Raw genomic sequence first — 18,173 nt, forward strand, 5'->3', positions numbered from 1 at the left:
ATCAGTCTTTTTCCAGCGGCGAGAAATACAGTCGACCGAGACCGCGCCAGGTCTTCTTGTTCCAGGCCCTGAACGGGATCTGCGCCAGCAGCTCACGGGCCAGCTTGCGATCACGGTTGGCGGTCTTGAGGAACATCGAGCTGAGGAACTTGTAGCGAACCTCGTCGTACAGTGGATGATCGCTGAACAGCGCGTAGGTACGCAGGATGCTGTCGATCATGAAGCGGTGGTTTTTGTAAGAGTTGGTGGCGTGTTTGCGATAGCGCGCCATCAGCACATTCAGGCCATCGATAAAGTAACCCGCATGGGTCACCTTCAGTTCGATCAGCAAATCTTCCAGGCGAATATTCGGATCGAATCCGCCTACCTTGTCCAGCGCTTCCCGACGGATCATCAGGGTCGGGGCGGGTGGATAGGGTTTACGCTCCAGAAACATGTCATCGAAGTCCAGACGACGAAACGGCACATCACGGCGCTGACGCTTCTCCGGGTACAGATTACCGTCGGCGTCGATCAGCTCGATATTGCCGGCACAGATACCCACCTCGGGCTTGCCATCCATGTGCGCCACCTGAGTGGCGATGCGCTCCGGCAGCATGATGTCATCAGAACCGAACGGCACGATCAGGCTACCGCTTGAGCGAGCAATGGCGCCGTTGAGGGTGTTGGTCAGACCCTGATTCTGCTGAACCCGAAAATCGAATCCATATTGCGCCTGCAGCACCTTGATGCGTTCAACGCTGTCGTCTTTGGAACCGTCGTCCACCACCAACAATTCGATGTTCTTATAAGTCTGATTGAGGACGCTGAGAATGCTTTCCTCGATGTAGCGAGCGTGGTTGTACGACGCGATGATGACCGTGACGAGAGGTTGCGCGGCGCTCATGGGTGTTCCTTGCGGGCCTGTTCCAGGCCGGAATCGATCAGGTTCAGGTATTCCTGACGGAACACCTCAATGTCATGTTGTTCCTGCAGATAACGATAGGCCTGCTCACCCTTGGCCTTGAGTTCGTCATCCGACAGGCCGAGGTAATTATCCAGCGCTGCGACCAGGCTCGGCACATCCTTGGGTGTAATCGCCAGCCCGCCCGCTCCTTCAATCAGCGGCAGCATGGCGGGCACGTTGGAGGCGATCACCGGCAGATGCCCGCTCATGCCTTCGAGCAGCGCCAGCCCGAGACCTTCAGCCAGGGACGGCATGGTCCAGATGTCGAAGGCACGAATGTACTGCAAGGCGATTTCCCTGAAGCCCAGAAGGTGTGCGCGTCCGCTCAGGCCCAGGCGTTCGATCTCGGCGTTCAGGCGCGACTCTTCGCGGCCGGCACCAATGATCGCCAATTGGGTGTGCGGGTACTTGTCCTTGAGCGCAGCAAACGCCTGCAACAGGTAGGTATGACCCTTGACCGGCACAAGACGCCCCAGAGCGCCAATCAAGCGCACCGACGGATCGATACCCAACAACTCACGGGCACGCTCGCGGCTGTGCTGCAAACCTTCGGCCTGTTCGATGTCGATGGCGTTAGTGATTGCGTAGGTATTCTGATCGGTAAAACCGCAGTCGCAGTCCAACAGATACTGTTTAACGGCCGGCGACACGCCGACAAAACGCCAGTGTCGATCGATCAGACGCTGGGTCTGGCGGCGCCGGTAAAACCGGTCGTACTCACCGAAACCGTGGGAAATACCGATGCACAGTGGCACTTTCAACCAGCGGTTAAGCGCCAGCATCATGTTCACGGGTTTGAAGCGGTTACAGATCACCACGTCGAATTTTTCCGCGCGGCAAAACTTGTACAGCGTCCACATCGCCCGCAAGCGCATGCCTTTGAGGGATTTGTCGGAAAACTCGAAATACACCGAACGGTCGGCCCGGCTTATAGCCTCACCCGGCCCCGGCTTGCCACGCAGGAACGCCGCCGTCACTTCGAAGCGATCACTGGGCAGCGCCTTGACGATCTGCTCTGCGAGGTCGGCAAAATCATGGGCTTTGACGTTGTAGTCAGGCTGCAATTGCAGAACCTTTAGCCGCTGGCTCATAACTCTCCCCGCTGAGAAGCGTTGATTGGTGTGTGCTTGAGTATCCACAAAAGCTCGTGACGCCGAACGGCCTTGCGAAAGAATTCGTTCTCGCCGTAGGCCGGCGGCTTGCGCCTGGCTAACAGCCGCTGGATGACCCGGCGCAGGCGTCGCTTGACCGGCATCGAGGGTTGCAGGTCATGCATCATGCCCAGCGCCATGGCTTTGTCGCGCTGAAGTTCCAGCGACAGCGGCAGGCAGCAAGGCTGCATCGGCGTCGCCGCGTCGAACGCTGGCGGCAATGCAATGCCATGCCCCGCATCGCCCATTGGCCAGCGGTCGTTGTCGTGCAGATGGTTGGCGTAGCCGAGCAGTGTGGTCGGTTGCCATTCCAGGCCTTTCAAGGCTTCGAGAACCGCTTGTTGAGCACACATATGATCGGGATGCGGATCGAGGGTCGGGTGCGGCAATACGATTACTTCGGGGCGCGCGCGCAGCAGTACTGCACGCAGATCGGCCAGTAAATTGTTCCAGGTGGGTGCACCGTCAGCATCGCCCGGCAAGGCAAACGGGTTCAACTGGCGAAACAGGCGAGTGTCGCTCAAATCCGCTTCCCGCGAAGCGACCGGTTGCGCCGGCGCGGCCTGCATTGCCGCCAGTTGCAGACAGAAGTAACCCAGCTGCACGCAATGAGCCTCCGGCACGCCGGCCCAACGCGGCACCGCGATGCTGTCCCACGCGCGCAAACGGCCCTTGAGCCGCGACGCTTCGACCTTGTTCAAGCCGATCTGTTGGTAGTGTTCGGCTTCGATTTCACCGGCCGTCAGTGTGACGATCCAGGCTTCGTCGGCCTGACTGTACAACCCATAGGCAGCCAGTTCAGCGTCATCGGCGTGGGGTGCGATCACCATCACCCGTTGCCGGCGGAAGTCGGGTTGCTCCAGCGCCCACAACACCGGCTCGCCGAGCAAGCGGCAGTAGCGTCCACACAGTCGCAACTCACCACGCGAAAGCACTTGCGCCTGACCACTGAGGTTCAGGTAACGCAGGCCATTGACGCCGCGCTCAAACGTCAGTCGGTCCGGGTTATCACCACCCGACAGCTCCACCACCGGGTCGATAAAGCGCCCCAGCCAGGTGCTTTTCACCCGTAGCGCCAACACCAGCGTGGCGTCGTCGACCAGCATCACGCCTTCGTCCAGGCGCAAGCGCTCGCCGTCCAGATGCACCTTGGGCTGCGGGGTGTAGGGCGGGAAGCTGTATAGGTAGTCGTCTTTGGGGGAGTAAAACAGGTGGTCGGCGAACCAGGCCTCGTGGGCAATCCAGCCCAGCACCGCCAACACCAGTGGCAACCACCAGGCCACCAGCACGCCGATAGCAATCAACAGCATCAACGCGATCAACAGGCTGATGCGTTTGTTGCGCCGATGGCGCTTGAGCAGTTGCTGTTTGCGGCTCATGGGTTCACTCACACGGTAAAAACCGGCACAGGGTTGCACCAGCGGCCCTTGTATTCCCGGTCGGCACGACCGAAAGAAAACCGCAAAGGCTTGTCCAGGGCGCGCGCGTGCTCCCAGGCACTTTGGGTGTTTAGAAAACTCAGCACGCTGCCGGGGCTGAACTCACGGGTTTCGGGATCGACGCCACCGTTGATGTACTCGACGCTGATCCACTCCGGCGCTTCGACGCGGTACACCAGTTGAATGGCGATCGGGGCATCGTTGAGGAAAATCACCGAGCCGATCAGCAAGTCGCGCAGCAGCTCGATCACCTCACCCATGCGCTCGGCACCCGTGGCCGGAAAGCCCCAACGGCGCTGGAACAGGTCGCAATAAATCGCCGCCAGCTCAGTACTGGAAAACTCGGCCACCGGACGCACAACACCACCGGCTTCTTCCAGCAGACGCAATTCACGGCGCTGGTTGTAGCGGAATTTTTTCGACAGTTCTTCGGGCGTGCGCGCCATGGCCAGTTGTTCGGCCTGCAGCTTGATATCGGTGAATCGGCCTTCGCTAAGCGCCGACAAATAACGTCCGCGATGGCGCAGCGCTGCTTGTGCATCGGCGGCAGCTGGCAGGATCACCTCGGCATTGCCGAGGTCGAACAGGCCTTTTTTACCACGGCGCTTGAGCACGTCCTTGGACAGCGCCAGGTCGCGCCCCCAGGTCGGGATGGCGGCTTTCACTTCACCGTTCTGCTCCCAGGCCAGGTAACGCACCGGGATCTCGGCCAACTGCGCCAGGCGCTCGACCACCATGGGATGCGTCGCAACACTACCGCCAAATCGCTGCCAGGCCTGTGCATAAGTCGAGGCGTCGACCAGCGTCCAGCCACGTTCGCGCCAGCCTTGAAATCGGTTGAGCATCAGCCCCTCGGTGCCAGTTCTGTAACGTGTGGCAAATGCCAGAAAGCATCGCGCACGGCGCGGTCGGAGAAATGCTCACGCAAACGGTCAAGCATCATCTCGGCGCATTGATGACGTTGCTGATCGTCCATTGCGGCCAGATGTTGCAGTCCTTGAGCCAGACGTTCGGCATCGCCCAACGGGAACAGGATGCCGACCCCTTCAACGACTTCCCTCGCACCACCGCAAGCCGTCGCGAGCAACGGCACGCCAGCGGCCATGGCTTCCAGCAGCACCATGCCGAAAGGTTCGTGATCGGAACTCAAGGCAAACACATTGAAGGCACGGAAGTAACGACGGGCATCCGGCACCTGGCCGAGAAACAGCACCCGGTCCCCAATGCCCAGTTCGCGTGCCAGTTCCTTGAGGTCCTGTTCCAGCCGACCGCTACCGAGAATCACCAGTTGGCTGTTGGCCGGCAGTTGCGGCAATGCCAGGGCAAAACCGTGCAGCAGCGTGGTCTGGTCTTTGTCCGGATGCAACCGCCCGACGTTGCCGACAATCCAGGCATCCGCTGACAGACCCAGGGTTTCCCGGGCCTCCCGAGCCGAAACCTGACTGGTCTGCATGGCCGGCACATCGATTCGGTTATAGAGCGTCTGAATCCGCCCGACCGGCCATTTCGGCAGGCAACTGCGCATGTCGTCACGCACCGCATCGGAGACCCCGAGCAGACTCAGACGCTTGCGGAAAATATGGGCGAACAGTTTGCGGGTGCCGCGTTTGTAATCGCCAAAGGCATGATGCACGCCAATGACCGGCAGCGACGTACCGAGCAAGGCGATGTAGATCGGCTTGAAACGGTGGGCAATGCAGAAACTGAAGTTGCGCGAGGCAGCGATCTTGCGCAGATCGCCGATGGCGCCCAGCTTCAGGCCACGAATGGCCTTGGAGCTGTATTCCATGAACAGCACTTCATCGGAAGCGCAGCCCGCAGCGACGTCGCTATCGGCGGCCCCGGTCAGAAAGACCGTGGTCACTCGATTGCCAGTCCCCGCGAACAGGCTGGCGTACTGCCGGGCACAGTCCAGAAACGGGCCGTCATAGCCGTGACAGAACTGCAGCACATGGCGTTCAGCCGAGCGAGTCATAAGCGTTGGCGCCCTCTTTAACCACCAGGATGTCTTCCATGATCAAGTACTGTAGATCGGAACCGAAGAACATGTTCAGGGCATCGGTAGGCGAGCAGATCATCGGCTCGCCACGACGGTTCAGCGAGGTGTTCAGCGACACGCCATTGCCAGTCAGCACTTCCAGCGCCTTCATCATGTCGTAGTAGCGCGGGTTGTACTCGCGCTTGAGCACCTGGGCCCGGGACGTACCGTCTTCGTGGACGACTTCCGGTACGCGGGTTTTCCACTCTTCAGCCACTTCAAAGGTGAAGGTCATGAACGGCGCCGGGTGATCGATCTTGATCATCTGCGGAGCAACGGTGTCGAGCATCGACGGGCAGAAAGGCCTCCAGCGCTCGCGGAACTTGATCTGGTGGTTGATGCGGTCAGCCACGCCGACAGCGCTCGGGCAACCGATGATCGAACGACCACCCAAGGCACGCGGACCGAACTCCATGCGCCCCTGGAACCAGGCTACGGGGTTACCGTCGACCATGATCTTGGCGATGTTTTCCGGCATGTTGTCGAGCTTGCGCCAGACCGGTTTGCTCGGGTGACGGGCGCAGGCTGCGAGCACGTCTTCGTTGGTGTACGAAGGGCCGAGGTAGACGTGTTCCATCTTCTCGACCGGCACGCCACGAGCGTTAGACACATACGCCGCTGCGCCGACCGCCGTGCCGGCATCGCCGGACGCGGGCTGCACGAACAGCTCCTTGACGTCATCGCGGGCGATGATTTTCTGGTTCAGCTTGACGTTCAACGCACAGCCGCCGGCGTAAGCCAGTTTGCCGGTTTCCTTGAGCACGTCGCCCAGGTAGTAGTCGATCATCTGCAGCGAAATCTTTTCGAACAGCGCCTGAATGCTCGCGGCGTAGTGGATGTAGGGTTCGTCGGCGATATCACCTTCGCGCTTCGGACCCAGCCACTCGATCAGCTTCGGCGAGAAGTAGTAACCCTTGCCCTTCTCTTTGTAACGACGCAGGCCGATGACGTTGGCGTATTCGGTGTTGATCACCAGTTCGCCGTTTTCGAACGAAGCCAGGCGTGAGAAATCGTATTTGCTGGCGTCGCCGTACGGCGCCATGCCCATGACCTTGAATTCGCCGTCGAGCATATCGAAACCGAGGAACTCGGTGATCGCGCCATACAGGCCGCCGAGGGAGTCCGGATCGAAGAATTCCTTGATCTTGTGGATCTTGCCGTTTTCGCCGTAACCGAAGAAGGTCGTGGCGTACTCACCCTTGCCGTCGATCCCCAGGATCGCGGTTTTTTCTTTGAAACCGGAACAGTGGTAAGCACTGGAGGCGTGGGCCAGGTGGTGCTCGACGGGTTCGATCTTGATTTTCTTCGGATCGAAGCCCAGTTGCTCGAGGCACCAGACAATTTTGTTGCGATAGCGCTTGTAGCGACGGTTGCCCATCAGGATCGCGTCGAGGGCGCGGTCCGGGGCGTACCAGTAACGCTTGGCGTACTGCCAGCGAGCCTTGCCGAACAGGCTGATCGGGGCGAATGGAATCGCAACCACGTCAACGTCGGATGGCTTGATACCCGCCTGCTCCAGGCAGAACTTCGCCGACTCGTAAGGCATGCGGTTCTTTGCATGTTTATCGCGCACAAAGCGCTCTTCCTCAGCCGCCGCGACCAGCTTGCCGTCGATGTACAAGGCTGCTGAAGGATCATGGCTAAGGGCGCCGGACAGGCCAAGAATCGTCAATGCCACAGGGGTCTAGCCTCTTTAGTCTGCATGCAGGCGACAAGCGCCTCAAAAATTAATGTGCCCTCGCAAGCAGCGAGAGACAGCTAAAGGGCGGGATTATAGCGTAAAAGCAGCGGCAAGCCTCTAGCGTCAAGCGGCAAGCTCACGCGTTGACAGTAGAAAGACCTCGACATAGTTACCTGCGGCCTAACTGACCATAAATACTGAGATTGCCTTCGGTGGTCTGCCGGTAAAGGGTATAGGGCAGGCAAACCGTGTCGAGGGCACCGGACAAGGCCAGGTCCATCAGTACAAAGGATGCGAGGTAACCTCCCGGATCAGGCGGGGCATTCAAGTAGCAGAAATCGTAGGCCAGGCCGCTGTAAATGCGCGGGATGGACTGGCAGTAGGTTTTTTGTTTTCTGAGACGGCGCGCTGCGTCTTCGTCAGATTGCAGCACCGTGGCAGCGGTGCCGCAACCAGCGAGCGCGAGTGAGATGGCGCTGATCGCAATAGCTGTTTTTAACGACAAAATCTGCCCTCCATGAACGTCAGGCAAACTAGCATCGTGGCTAGTCAGGGCACAGTTCATGGGTTCAGCGGATCATGTAGGACGATTCTAAAAAACTTGTCCTCTAGATCCAGGGCGGCTGATCTGGCCTCATCGCGAGCAGGCTCGCGATAAGGCCGAAGGTCCGAATCAGTCAGCGCTGGAAACTTCCTTGGGAAGACGCTGATCAATGACCTGATACAGCGCACTGCTCTCAGGCCAGTTGCGCATAAACCGCGCCCGATCCCGCGCATACGCCGGGGCAAAGCTGCTCACTGAGCCGTGCTGACACATTGAATCCAGATCAATCAGCGCCCAGCGATCATCCTGCCAAAACAGGTTGTGCCCCTTGAAGTCACCATGGCTGATGCGCTCGCCAATCAACTCGGCAAACAAATGATCCAGCGCCAGCAGCTCCGCCTCAGGGGCTTCACCGCTTTCAACGTAAGGCGCGAAACGTTCGATGATGTCCGGCCCCGGCAAATACTCGGTCACCAGATACGCCCGACTGCGCAGCCAGAGAAACCGCTTTTCCAGCAACGCCAACGGCTTGGGCGTGGCAATGCCGAGGAACGCCAGGCGATTGCCTTCGTGCCACGAGTGCCAGGCACGGCTCGGGCGCCAGAATCGCTTGAGCCAATGCGCAAATCCCTTGATGTTGTAGCGTTTGATCACCAGCGTCCGACCGTCAACCTCGACTTTTCCCACACTCGCCGCGCCCCCCGTCTTGTACAGATGGCCTTGATCGAGCAACGCGTCGGCCTGCTCAAGCACCGGCAGCATCGCAGCCTCTTCCTCGCGACGAATCGCGCGCAAGGCAAATGCGCCGCGCCGGACGCTGAACAGCGTGCATTCACGGCCGACTTTGACCAGGAAGTCCTTCAAGCGCCAGGCGCGAACTTTGTCGATCTGCTTCTGCAAGGCTTCCATCGGCAGGGCGTGCTCGCCGTTACTCAACAAGTAATACACCAGCAATTCTTCGATGAACGGTTCCAGCGTCTTGGGCAGCTGCGCAAAAAACACGCCGAGGTTTTCCAGGACTTTGTTGCGTGACAGCGCCTGCCCCGGTGTTTCAGCACAGACGCCGCCGCCATCGATCAGGTACAACCGCCCGCGCTGACGCAAGAGGTTGTCCAGATGCAGGTCTTCCTGCCAGAGGCCCTTGCGATGCATTTGGCCGATTGCACCCAACGCCTCAGCCAGCACGGCGCCTTGCATATCCGCCAGCACCGGCAGGTGTTCCACTTTTTTCCAGGTATCCCCCAGGCTCTCGGCATCTTCGAGGAAGTCGAACAACAGCCAGCCGCCCTCGCCTTCCTTGAGGCCATCGGCGAGCAATTGCGGCGTGGTCAGGCCTTGATCGGCGAGCAAGCGCACGCCGTTCAGTTCACGCTGAAAATGCCGCGCTGCCTTGCTGCCCACCAACAATTTGGCCAACACCGGCCGGCCGCGCCAGACCCCTGCGCCAACGTACCGTTGTCCCGGCAAGACCCGCAGCAAGCTCAGCAGCTGCAATTCGGCGGGACCGGCGGCATCGGCCAGCGAAATGTTCATCGGCAAGCTCGGGCTGCGGCCGGCGTCTTTCAGTTCGGACAGGCGCATCAGCGCTTCTCCTTGTGGCTGCGACGCGCGGTCAGTCGCGAAACCCAACTGTCCACGAGCGAACTGTTCTGAGACTGATCGACATAGGCCGCCAACATCTCGCGCAACTGCGCTTCGGTCCACTGCGGCGCGCGGCGCAGCAACGGTTCCAGGTCCTTGACCCGGTCACGCTGACCGAACAGCAGCGGCCGGGTCTTTTCCAGGTCAATCAACTGAGCCTGAAAACCGTCGCCCTTGGCTTGCAGAAAAATATGTTTGGGATAGAAGCAGCCATGCACCTGACGCACGCTATGCAGCCGTCGCGCCAAAACACCACAGGCTTTGAGAATGGCCGCGTGTTGCGCCTCGCTCAGGCTCGACCAGCGCTGTAACAGCGAATCGAGATCATCCCATCCGTCTAGTGCGCGGGTCAGCAGCACTGCGCGGACTTCACCGTTGACTTTGCGCTCACCAAAAAACACCGCTTGCAGCGCTGGTATGCCCAGCTTTTGATAACGGCTGATGTTGCGAAACTCACGGGCAAAACTCGGCTCGCCGAAGGGCGCGTGAAAGGTGCGCGTCAGGTAGTTGCTCTGGCGCTTGAGGTAAAAACCACGACCTTCCAGATCCAGTCGAAACACGCTGCTCCAGCCACCGCTGACGGTGTTGGGCTCATCCACGGCGTCGAGCTGTTTGGCCCAGAGCGCATCGAACGTGCCGAGGCCATGGCGCTCAAGCAGCGCACGGTCTTCAGCGGCCAGAAAATCAGTCATTCGCGCCCCTCGAAAAATCTCACCACGTGCCGGATCCGTTTCTTGTCGGCGGCATTGAGCCGGTCACGCTGACGATATTGCAGATAAAAGCGCAGGCGCTGGGTGGCCGACAGGTGGTATTTGGCCACTTTGTCGAGGCAGGCCAGGTCTTTGGTGATCCGGTATTTAAGCCAGAAGCCGCGCCAGAAATCACCATTGGGGCAATCGATCAGGAACAACCGGGCTTGATCGTCGATCAGCAGATTGCGCCACTTCAAATCGTTATGCGTGAAACGATGGTCGTGCATGGTCCGGGTATAAGCGGCCAACTGCCGGCTGACCGTGTCGACCCAGGCGCGGTCCGACAATTTGGGATCGAACCGCTCAGCAAGGGCCGACAGGTCTTCGGTGTTCGGCAGTTCGCGCGTGATCATCGCCCCACGATTGTAGGCCGCACCGCGCCGCTCCAGCCCCCAGGCCACCACTTCGGCGGTGGGAATGCCCCACTTGGCGAAGCGTTTGAGGTTCTGCCATTCGGCCTTCACCCGGGGTTTGCCCAGGTAACGGCGCAGGCCTTTGCCGGCACCGGTGTAGCGTTTGACGTAGTAATTGACGCCGTTACGATTGACGCGGATGACCTCGGACAACAGGTCACGGGTCAGCCGCTCGCCCTGCAGCGCGAACACCGCTTCAAGGCTACCGAAATCTTCTGCCAGATCGCTATACGCGGGCTCCAGTTTCCAACCCGCCATCAGAGCGCATCCCCATATCGCTGTTTACGGTCATAAAGTTTATTGGCCTTGCCTTCAAGCCAGGCGAGCAGCGACGCTTCTTCGCCCAGAATCTGGCGTAGCGGCTGCTGGAAGTAACCCTTGAGGAAGCGCAATTTATCGCGCCGGGTCAGGCCGATGTCCAGGGCCGAAAAGTACAGTGCCGCCAGATCTTTGTTGCGCCAACGCCGAGTGATCGCCGGGCGGGTCTGGGCACGGTGCAAGTCGATCACCGAGAGTTTGAAATCATCGGCGGTCACCGGTTTGTCGGTGTGCAGCAGGAAATGGCAAATGTAGCAGTCGCGATGGTTGACCCCGGCGCGGTGCATCATGCCGGTCATGCGCGCGACTTCGGCAATCAGCGCCCGCTTGAGTTTAGGCTCGGGCGGGGTTTTGACCCAATCAATACTGAAGTCTTCGAGGCTGACGGTCGGTGCCAGTTCTTCGGTGACGATGAAAGAGTGCTGGTCCGCCGGATTGCTGCCCTTCTCGCCGTAAGCGACGGCGGTCATGGTCGGCACGCCGACTTCTTTCAGGCGCTGAATGGCTTTCCATTCCTGACCCGCGCCAAGAACCGGCAGCTTGGCCGTCAGCAGGTTTTTGAAGATCTCGCCCCAGCCGATGCCACGGTGAATCTTCACGAAAAAACCATTGCCGTTCACTTCAGTGCGCAAGGTCCGGCGCGCTTCCAGTTCACGGTAAACCTCGCCTTCGAGACCTTCGACTTCGGTGAACGCATCGCGTCCGGCCCAAAGGCTCTTGAACGGTTCAGCCAGCATCAACTTCATTAAGCGTGCTCCGCCAGAATCACATCGGCCGCGTGCTGCGGCATGCTGTAGAGATCGGCCGTCTCGGCGAAGGCCAGACCGTTGCGGCTCCAGGCCGCCCGTGCTTGAGCGTCGTTCAACATGCCGGTCAGGTACTGGGTCAGTTGTGCCTGATCAAACGGTTCGTCCAACACCAGCCCGGCATCCGCCTCGGCGATGTAGTGGGCATAACCACACACTGCGCTGACCAGCACCGGCAGCCCGGCCACCAAGGCTTCGAGCAACACGGTCCCGGTGTTTTCGTTATACGCCGGGTGGATCAACAGATCGGCACCGAGCAGGAAACGCGGGATATCGCTGCGCCCCTTGAGGAACGTCACGTTGTCGCCGAGCCCCAAGGCGGCGCTCTGCATCTGGAATAATTTGGGGTCATCCTGGCCAATTACAAACAACCGGGTACGTTTCTTCAGATCAGCGGGCAATGCGGCCAGCGCCTTGAGGCTGCGATCCACACCTTTGGTCTTGAACCCGGAGCCGATTTGCACCAGCAGCAACTCATCGTCCTTGAGGTTGAATTCGCCCCGGAATCCGGCACGAATCTCGGCGGCATTGGCCGGCGCGCGACGGTCCTGGGAGATGCCTGGTGGCAGCAGATGAAAACGCTCCAGCGGCGTGTCGTAATGCTTGATGAACAACGGCTGCTGCACTTCGGAAATCATCAACACTTCGGTCTTGGCGTCCTTGGCGAACACCGCGCGCTCGTATTCGGCGAAGTGCCGGTAGCGGCCCCAACGGCGATACAGCGAATGACGCAGGTTTTGCGCCTTGTCTTCGAAGCAGCCGTCGGCGGCGTAGTAAACGTCCAGGCCCGGCATCTTGTTGAAACCGATCAGGCGATCCACGGGCCGCTTGGCCAGATCAGCCTCCATCCATTCGCTGAGCTTTTCATTGCGCCGATGATTGAAGAACGCCTTGACCGGCGCCACCAGCACTTCGAAACCCGGCGGAACGTCGCCTTCCCAGATCAGCGTGTAGACGCGAATTTGATGGCCGCGCTGCTGACACTCCAGGGCGATGCGCATGAAGTCGCGCTGCAAGCCCCCGAATGGAAAATATTTGTACAAGACGAATGCCAATTGCATCAGCGCAGCTCCTCAGCCAGTAACAACGTGCTCAGTCGGGTCGCGACACGCTCGGGATTCAGGCGCGTGAAGCACAGAGGCCACTCGCGTTTCAGGTCGAACTGACGGGCATCCTGTTCCGTCGGTTGATAGGTACATTTTTTTTGCAGGCACGGTGCGCAGGGGAAGTCGCTGGCGATGTGAATCTGCGCTTTACCATAGGCGCCGGTCAGGCCCGGATTGGTCGGCCCGAACAGCGACAAGGTCGGGACGTCGAGCGCGGCGGCCAGATGACCGAGGCCCGTGTCTACGGCCACGCAAGCCTGTGCGCCGGCCAGCACCTTGCCGACACCGGCCAGGTTCAGCTTGGGCAGTACTTCGACATGGCGGAACCCGGCGGCGATACGCTCGGCCCGGGCTTTCTCGACTGGATTGCCCCACGGCAGTTTCACGGCAACGCCCAGATAACCGACACGCTCGGCCAGCTCACGCCAGTAAGCTTCCGGCCAGTGCTTGGTGTCCCAGGTGGTGCCATGCAGAAACAGCACGTACGGATTCTTGCGCGGCAATTCCACCAGGCGCTCGACGTTCAGGCCGTAGTCACCCAGGCCTTTGGGCAAGTCGTAGCCCAAGGCCAGGGCGAACAATTGACGCACCCGTTCCACTGCGTGCTGTCCACGGCCCACCGCCAGGCGACGAGAGTAGAAGTGTGCAGCCATCGGCTCGCGCGCCGAATCCTTGTCCAGTCCGGCGACTGGTGCCTTGACGTAACGCGTCAGCCAGGCACTTTTCAGCAGGCCTTGGGCGTCGATCACCAGATCATACTTTTCCGCACGAACGCTTTGCTTGAAGCGCTGCCACTCACCACTCTTGATGGTTTGCCAGAGGTTCTTGCGCCAGCGACGGATCGCCACCGGGATTACCTTGTCCACGGCCGGGTGCCAGGTCGGGATCTCGGCAAAGCCTTCTTCCACCACCCAGTCGAACTTGATGCCAGGAATCGCCCGCGCGGCGTCGGTCAGTGCCGGCAGCGCGTGAATCACGTCGCCCAGCGAGGAAGTCTTGATCAGCAGAACCCGCAAACTATTTGACCTCGACCACAGTGCCCTGCAACCGCTGCAAGGCTTCGTTCACGGCTTGCGGCATGAGCTGGCGCAAGCAGTTGTAATGACCGAAACGGCACGTGCGATCGAAGCATGGGCTGCATTCGATGCCCAGGCGAACCACTTCGACATGCTCGGCCAACGGCGGGGTGAAACCCGGCGACGTCGAGCCATAGATCGCCACCAACGGGCGGTTCAACGCGGCGGCGACGTGCATCAGGCCAGAGTCGTTGGACACCACCGCGTCGGCGCAGGACATCAGGTCAATGGCTTCGGCCAGCGAGGTGCCGCCGCTGAGGTTGACCGCCTCTTCCCGCAGACCGGGAATCAGCCGCGCGCGGATGTCTTCGCCCACGGCGTGATCGTTTTTCGAACCGAACAACCAGACTTGCCAGCCTTCGCGAATCTTCGCCTCGGCGACCTTGGCGTAATGCTCGGACGGCCAGCGCTTGGCCTCACCGAACTCCGCGCCGGGGCACAGCACCAACACCGGACGGTCGAGCGCCAGATCGAATTTAGCCAGCGTCGCTTCGCGGATGACCGGGTCGATCTGCAAGCTCGGCCGTGGATAAGGTGTCGGCAGTTCGGTGCCTGGTTCGTACGCCAGGGCCATGAACCGCTCGATCATCAGCGGATAACGTTCTTTGTCCAGCGTGCGCACGTCATTAAGCAGGCCGTAGCGGAATTCGCCACGCCAGCCGGTGCGTGTCGGGATACTGGCGAAGAACGGCACCAGCGCCGACTTCAGCGAATTGGGCAGCAAAATCGCCTGGTCGTACTGACCCGCAAGGGACTTGCCGATGCGCCGACGGGTCGCCAGCTCCAAGACACCGTGGCCGAGCGGAAAGCTCAAGGCCTGCCGGACTTCGGGCATGCGCTCCAGGATCGGCCGGCTCCACTCGGGGGCCAGGACGTCGATTTCGCATTGCGGGTGGCGTTGCTTGAGACTCTGAAACAGAGTCTGCGCCATCACCATGTCACCGACCCAACTGGGCCCAACGATCAGAATTTTCATGTGGCTTCCAAAAACGAACCGGGGAGGCATACGCCTCCCCGCCTCGAGAATTCTACAATCACCGCAAATTTAATGTGGGAGCGGGCTTGCCCGCGAATGGGCCAGAACCTCCAACATTGATGGTGACTGACACTACGCTATCGCGGGCAAGCCCGCTCCCACAGGGATATTCAGTGTTACAACTATCCTGTTTCAGCTTAGCCCCAGCTCACGCCAGATCCGCATGACCTGTCGCCTTTCATCCGCGAACTGGTCGCCCGGTATCACCCCGGCGTCCTTCTGCAAGGCCTGCCGGTGAGCGGCGGCGCGGTAGGCTTTATAGGCCTCGCGCAACAAGCTGGCGTCTTCGGCGGGCATCAGCCCTTCGTTTGCCAGCTCTTCCAGAATGCGGAAATTATCAGACCAGCGCAGCAATGACGGGCACGTTTGCGACCACGCCAAGGCCGCGTATTGCACCATAAATTCAATATCGACGATACCTCCGGCGTCCTGCTTGAGATCAAACGGCGCCGTGGCTTCGAAGGCATTCGCCCCGGTCCCGGCCGCCGTACTCTTGGTTCCGAGGTTATCGCGCATCTTCGCGCGCATCTCACTGACCTCTTGACGCAGGGTCGCCAGGTCTCGCGGCTTGCCCAGCACCGACGCGCGAACCCGCTCGAATTCCCGACCGACCTCCGCGCTGCCCACCAGCACCCGAGCCCTGACCAGCGCCTGATGCTCCCAGGTCCAGGCTTCGCCGTGCTGATAACGGGCAAATGCACCGATCGAACTCACCAGCAACCCCGATGCACCCGAAGGTCGCAAGCGCATGTCCACTTCATACAGCTGACCGGAGTTGGTCTGCGCCGTTAGCAAGTGAATGATTCGTTGCCCCAGGCGGGTGAAAAACTGCGCGCCATCGATCGGTTTCGGCCCGTCCGTTTCTGCCAGTGGATCGCCATCGTGGATAAACACCAGGTCCAGGTCCGAAATATGCCCGAGTTCCAGCCCGCCGACTTTCCCATAACCGACAATGATAAAGTCGGGATCGCACAATCTACCGTCAGCGCGCGACGGCGTGCCGTACTTGGCCACGGTCTGGTGCCAGGCCAGGGCCAACACTTGTTCAAGAATCGCTTCGGCGAGCCAGGTCAGGTAATCGCTGACCTTCATCAACGGCAGGCTGCCGGCGATTTCCGAGGCGGCGACGCGCAAGCGGTGCGCCAGTTTGAAATGGCGCAGGGCTTCCATCTGCTGTTCGAGGTCGTCCTCGGGAATCCGCATCAGACGTTCGCGTAATTCGGCGGTCAATTCCGGCGCCAGGGGCGGCTTGAACAACCGGCCTTCGTTGAGCAATTCATCCAACAGCAGCGGGAAGCGAGTGATTTGTTCGGCGATCCATGGGCTCGCGGCGCACAAGGTCAACAAACGCCGCAGTGCGCCGGGGTTTTCGGTCAGCAACACCAGATACGCGGAACGACGTGCTACGGCCTCAACCAGCGGCAGCACGCGCTCCAGCACCAAGTCGGGATTGGCATGCTCCACGGCCTGGGCCAGCAAGCGTGGGATAAACGCATCAAGGCGCTCACGTCCCAGCCGCTGCATCGCGCGCAACTGCGCACTGCCGCGCAGACCGGCCAAGGCTTTCAAGGCCTTGGTCGCCTCCTTGAAACCAGCCTCTTCCAACTGACGGCAAGCCGCTTCTTCGTCTTGAGCTTCTTCCCACAGCGGCAACCATTCCCCGCCCACCACCACTTCGCTTTGAGTGCCTTCTTCTTCGTCGGGATCGGCGATGACCTGAGCGAAGTGCCAGGCTACGCGGCCACGCCAATACATCAGCCGCTCATGAAAAGCGTTCCAGTCAGCGAAGCCCAACATAAAGGCAATACGCGCCTGATCTTCTGCGCCATCGGGCAACATCTGGGTCTGGCGATCGGCAATCGCCTGGATCGCGTGTTCGGTGTAACGCAGGAATTCGTAGCCATCGCGCAACTCGCTGATCACCGCCGGCGGCAGATAGCCCTGCCCTTCCAGCGTGTTCAGTACTTTTAATAGCGGGCGTTGTTGCAGGCTCAAGTCGCGACCGCCGTGGATCAGCTGAAACGCCTGGGCGATAAACTCGACTTCGCGAATGCCGCCGGAACCGAGCTTGATGTTGTCGGCCATGCCTTTGCGCCGCACTTCCTGCTGAATCAGCTGCTTCATGGTGCGCAGCGCTTCGATCGCCGAGAAGTCGAGGTAGCGCCGGTAAACGAACGGACGCAGCATCTCCTGCAATTGCGCGCCGGTCACTTGATCGCCGGCCACCACCCGCGACTTGATCATTGCGTAGCGTTCCCAGTCGCGACCCTGATCCTGGTAATACTGCTCCAGCGCATTGAAGCTCAAGACCAATGCCCCGGCTGAACCGTAGGGCCGCAAACGCATGTCGACGCGGAACACGAAGCCGTCGACGGTCATCGGGTCCAGCGCCTTGATCAGGCGTTGACCGAGGCGGATGAAGAATTCCTGGTTATCCAGCGAACGCTTCACGCCGACCGTTTCGCCGCCTTCGGGGTAGGCGAAGATCAGGTCGATGTCCGACGAAAGATTGAGCTCCACGGCGCCCAGCTTGCCCATGCCGAGGATGACCATCGGCTGCGGTTCGCCGCTGCGCCGGCCGGTGGGTACACCGAACTGCTGACAATGACGCGAGTAGAGCCACTGATAGGCCTGATCGATGCTTGCATCGGCCATGTCCGAGAGGTCGCGGCAGGTCTGGACCAGGTCGGCCTGACGGGTCAGGTCGCGCCAGATGATTCGCACTTGCTGGCGGTTGCGCTGACGGCGCAGGGCGCGGCCGAGTTCGTCATCGGTTTGCGCCGCATTCACCGCCGCCGCAATCTGTCCGCACAGCTCGCCGGGGGTGAAACTGCGGTCCAGCTCACCGGACTGCACCAGCGCCAGCAACATCAAAGGATCACGCACGCTTTGTTCTGTCACGAAGTCGCTGGACGCCGTGACGCGGGCAAATTGTGCCCAGCGTTCAGGCGTCCAGGCCGACAGGCCATGATCGTCATCAAGTGCCGCTACGGCGGTACGGAACGACTGCTCGGCGCGGGTGACAAACGGCTGAAGAATGCCGGGCAGTTCGGCAAGCGTGGGGAGGCTCATGGTCTATCCTTGATCGGCGTGGAGACGGCTGCATGTAGTGAATTGTGAAAACCCGCTACCTGAAGGACTGTCGAACAAAAGTTAGAAATAGCTGAAAATTCTTTATTTTTGGCAGCGAACATCAAGCTTTCACCTTTCGGGGTTGGCAAAAGAC

General features: G+C 60.2%; 15 protein-coding genes. All 15 read right to left on the reverse strand.

Annotated features, from left to right (window positions below):
- Position 1 precedes the first annotated feature (1 nt).
- The 15 genes from PMI22_RS10245 to glnE all read right to left on the reverse strand — a co-directional run bounded on the left by PMI22_RS10245 (position 2) and on the right by glnE (position 18,019).
- On the reverse strand, positions 2–886 hold the full coding sequence (locus PMI22_RS10245) for a glycosyltransferase (protein WP_007947001.1): 885 nt from the start codon (positions 884–886) through the stop codon (positions 2–4).
- A complete protein-coding gene (locus tag PMI22_RS10240; protein WP_007947002.1) occupies positions 883–2,037 on the reverse strand; it encodes a glycosyltransferase family 4 protein in 1,155 nt (384 codons plus the stop codon). The genes PMI22_RS10245 and PMI22_RS10240 overlap by 4 nt, the downstream gene beginning before the upstream one ends.
- Positions 2,034–3,476 (reverse strand): PIG-L deacetylase family protein, encoded by a 1,443-nt coding sequence (locus tag PMI22_RS10235; RefSeq protein WP_007947003.1) that lies wholly within the window; start codon positions 3,474–3,476, stop codon positions 2,034–2,036. The genes PMI22_RS10240 and PMI22_RS10235 overlap by 4 nt, the downstream gene beginning before the upstream one ends.
- Positions 3,477–3,484: 8 nt before the next feature.
- On the reverse strand, positions 3,485–4,381 hold the full coding sequence (locus tag PMI22_RS10230) for an antimicrobial resistance protein Mig-14 (protein WP_007947004.1): 897 nt from the start codon (positions 4,379–4,381) through the stop codon (positions 3,485–3,487).
- Positions 4,381–5,511, reverse strand: coding sequence for a glycosyltransferase (locus PMI22_RS10225; protein ID WP_007947005.1), 1,131 nt, complete (start codon positions 5,509–5,511; stop codon positions 4,381–4,383). Before PMI22_RS10225 ends, PMI22_RS10230 begins: the two co-directional genes overlap by 1 nt.
- Positions 5,495–7,252 carry a carbamoyltransferase family protein gene (locus PMI22_RS10220; RefSeq protein WP_007947007.1) on the reverse strand — a complete coding sequence of 586 codons (1,758 nt, stop codon included), beginning with the start codon at positions 7,250–7,252 and terminating at the stop codon, positions 5,495–5,497. The genes PMI22_RS10225 and PMI22_RS10220 overlap by 17 nt, the downstream gene beginning before the upstream one ends.
- A 172-nt stretch (positions 7,253–7,424) precedes the next feature.
- Positions 7,425–7,760 carry a YceK/YidQ family lipoprotein gene (locus tag PMI22_RS10215; RefSeq protein WP_081502805.1) on the reverse strand — a complete coding sequence of 112 codons (336 nt, stop codon included), beginning with the start codon at positions 7,758–7,760 and terminating at the stop codon, positions 7,425–7,427.
- Positions 7,761–7,928: 168 nt separating this feature from the next.
- On the reverse strand, positions 7,929–9,380 hold the full coding sequence (locus PMI22_RS10210) for a lipopolysaccharide kinase InaA family protein (RefSeq protein WP_007947009.1): 1,452 nt from the start codon (positions 9,378–9,380) through the stop codon (positions 7,929–7,931).
- Positions 9,380–10,132, reverse strand: coding sequence for a lipopolysaccharide kinase InaA family protein (locus tag PMI22_RS10205; protein ID WP_007947010.1), 753 nt, complete (start codon positions 10,130–10,132; stop codon positions 9,380–9,382). Before PMI22_RS10205 ends, PMI22_RS10210 begins: the two co-directional genes overlap by 1 nt.
- Positions 10,129–10,863, reverse strand: a complete 735-nt coding sequence (locus tag PMI22_RS10200; protein WP_007947011.1) for a lipopolysaccharide kinase InaA family protein — start codon at positions 10,861–10,863, stop codon at positions 10,129–10,131. The genes PMI22_RS10205 and PMI22_RS10200 overlap by 4 nt, the downstream gene beginning before the upstream one ends.
- Entirely contained in the window at positions 10,863–11,669 is an 807-nt protein-coding gene (gene rfaP / locus PMI22_RS10195; protein WP_007947012.1) for a lipopolysaccharide core heptose(I) kinase RfaP, read from the reverse strand. The genes PMI22_RS10200 and rfaP overlap by 1 nt, the downstream gene beginning before the upstream one ends.
- Positions 11,669–12,790, reverse strand: a complete 1,122-nt coding sequence (locus PMI22_RS10190; RefSeq protein WP_007947013.1) for a glycosyltransferase family 4 protein — start codon at positions 12,788–12,790, stop codon at positions 11,669–11,671. The genes rfaP and PMI22_RS10190 overlap by 1 nt, the downstream gene beginning before the upstream one ends.
- Positions 12,790–13,851, reverse strand: a complete 1,062-nt coding sequence (gene waaC / locus PMI22_RS10185) for a lipopolysaccharide heptosyltransferase I (protein WP_007947014.1) — start codon at positions 13,849–13,851, stop codon at positions 12,790–12,792. The genes PMI22_RS10190 and waaC overlap by 1 nt, the downstream gene beginning before the upstream one ends.
- A gap of 1 nt (position 13,852) precedes the next feature.
- On the reverse strand, positions 13,853–14,887 hold the full coding sequence (waaF, locus tag PMI22_RS10180; RefSeq protein ID WP_033049417.1) for a lipopolysaccharide heptosyltransferase II: 1,035 nt from the start codon (positions 14,885–14,887) through the stop codon (positions 13,853–13,855).
- Positions 14,888–15,079: 192 nt separating this feature from the next.
- Entirely contained in the window at positions 15,080–18,019 is a 2,940-nt protein-coding gene (glnE, locus tag PMI22_RS10175) for a bifunctional [glutamate--ammonia ligase]-adenylyl-L-tyrosine phosphorylase/[glutamate--ammonia-ligase] adenylyltransferase (protein WP_007947016.1), read from the reverse strand.
- Positions 18,020–18,173 lie beyond the last annotated feature (154 nt).

This window comes from Pseudomonas sp. GM21 (assembly GCF_000282215.1).
GTDB lineage: Bacteria > Pseudomonadota > Gammaproteobacteria > Pseudomonadales > Pseudomonadaceae > Aquipseudomonas.

Excerpts from the sequence above, each read along its gene's own strand:
- PMI22_RS10245 (WP_007947001.1), bottom strand. The coding sequence starts at position 886 with ATGAGCGCCGCGCAACCTCTCGTCACGGTCATCATCGCGTCGTACAAC.
- PMI22_RS10240 (WP_007947002.1), bottom strand. The coding sequence starts at position 2,037 with ATGAGCCAGCGGCTAAAGGTTCTGCAATTGCAGCCTGACTACAACGTC.
- PMI22_RS10235 (WP_007947003.1), bottom strand. The coding sequence starts at position 3,476 with ATGAGCCGCAAACAGCAACTGCTCAAGCGCCATCGGCGCAACAAACGC.
- PMI22_RS10230 (WP_007947004.1), bottom strand. The coding sequence starts at position 4,381 with ATGCTCAACCGATTTCAAGGCTGGCGCGAACGTGGCTGGACGCTGGTC.
- PMI22_RS10225 (WP_007947005.1), bottom strand. The coding sequence starts at position 5,511 with ATGACTCGCTCGGCTGAACGCCATGTGCTGCAGTTCTGTCACGGCTAT.
- PMI22_RS10210 (WP_007947009.1), bottom strand. The coding sequence starts at position 9,380 with ATGCGCCTGTCCGAACTGAAAGACGCCGGCCGCAGCCCGAGCTTGCCG.
- PMI22_RS10205 (WP_007947010.1), bottom strand. The coding sequence starts at position 10,132 with ATGACTGATTTTCTGGCCGCTGAAGACCGTGCGCTGCTTGAGCGCCAT.
- PMI22_RS10200 (WP_007947011.1), bottom strand. The coding sequence starts at position 10,863 with ATGGCGGGTTGGAAACTGGAGCCCGCGTATAGCGATCTGGCAGAAGAT.
- rfaP (WP_007947012.1), bottom strand. The coding sequence starts at position 11,669 with ATGAAGTTGATGCTGGCTGAACCGTTCAAGAGCCTTTGGGCCGGACGC.
- PMI22_RS10190 (WP_007947013.1), bottom strand. The coding sequence starts at position 12,790 with ATGCAATTGGCATTCGTCTTGTACAAATATTTTCCATTCGGGGGCTTG.
- waaF (WP_033049417.1), bottom strand. The coding sequence starts at position 14,887 with ATGAAAATTCTGATCGTTGGGCCCAGTTGGGTCGGTGACATGGTGATG.
- glnE (WP_007947016.1), bottom strand. The coding sequence starts at position 18,019 with ATGAGCCTCCCCACGCTTGCCGAACTGCCCGGCATTCTTCAGCCGTTT.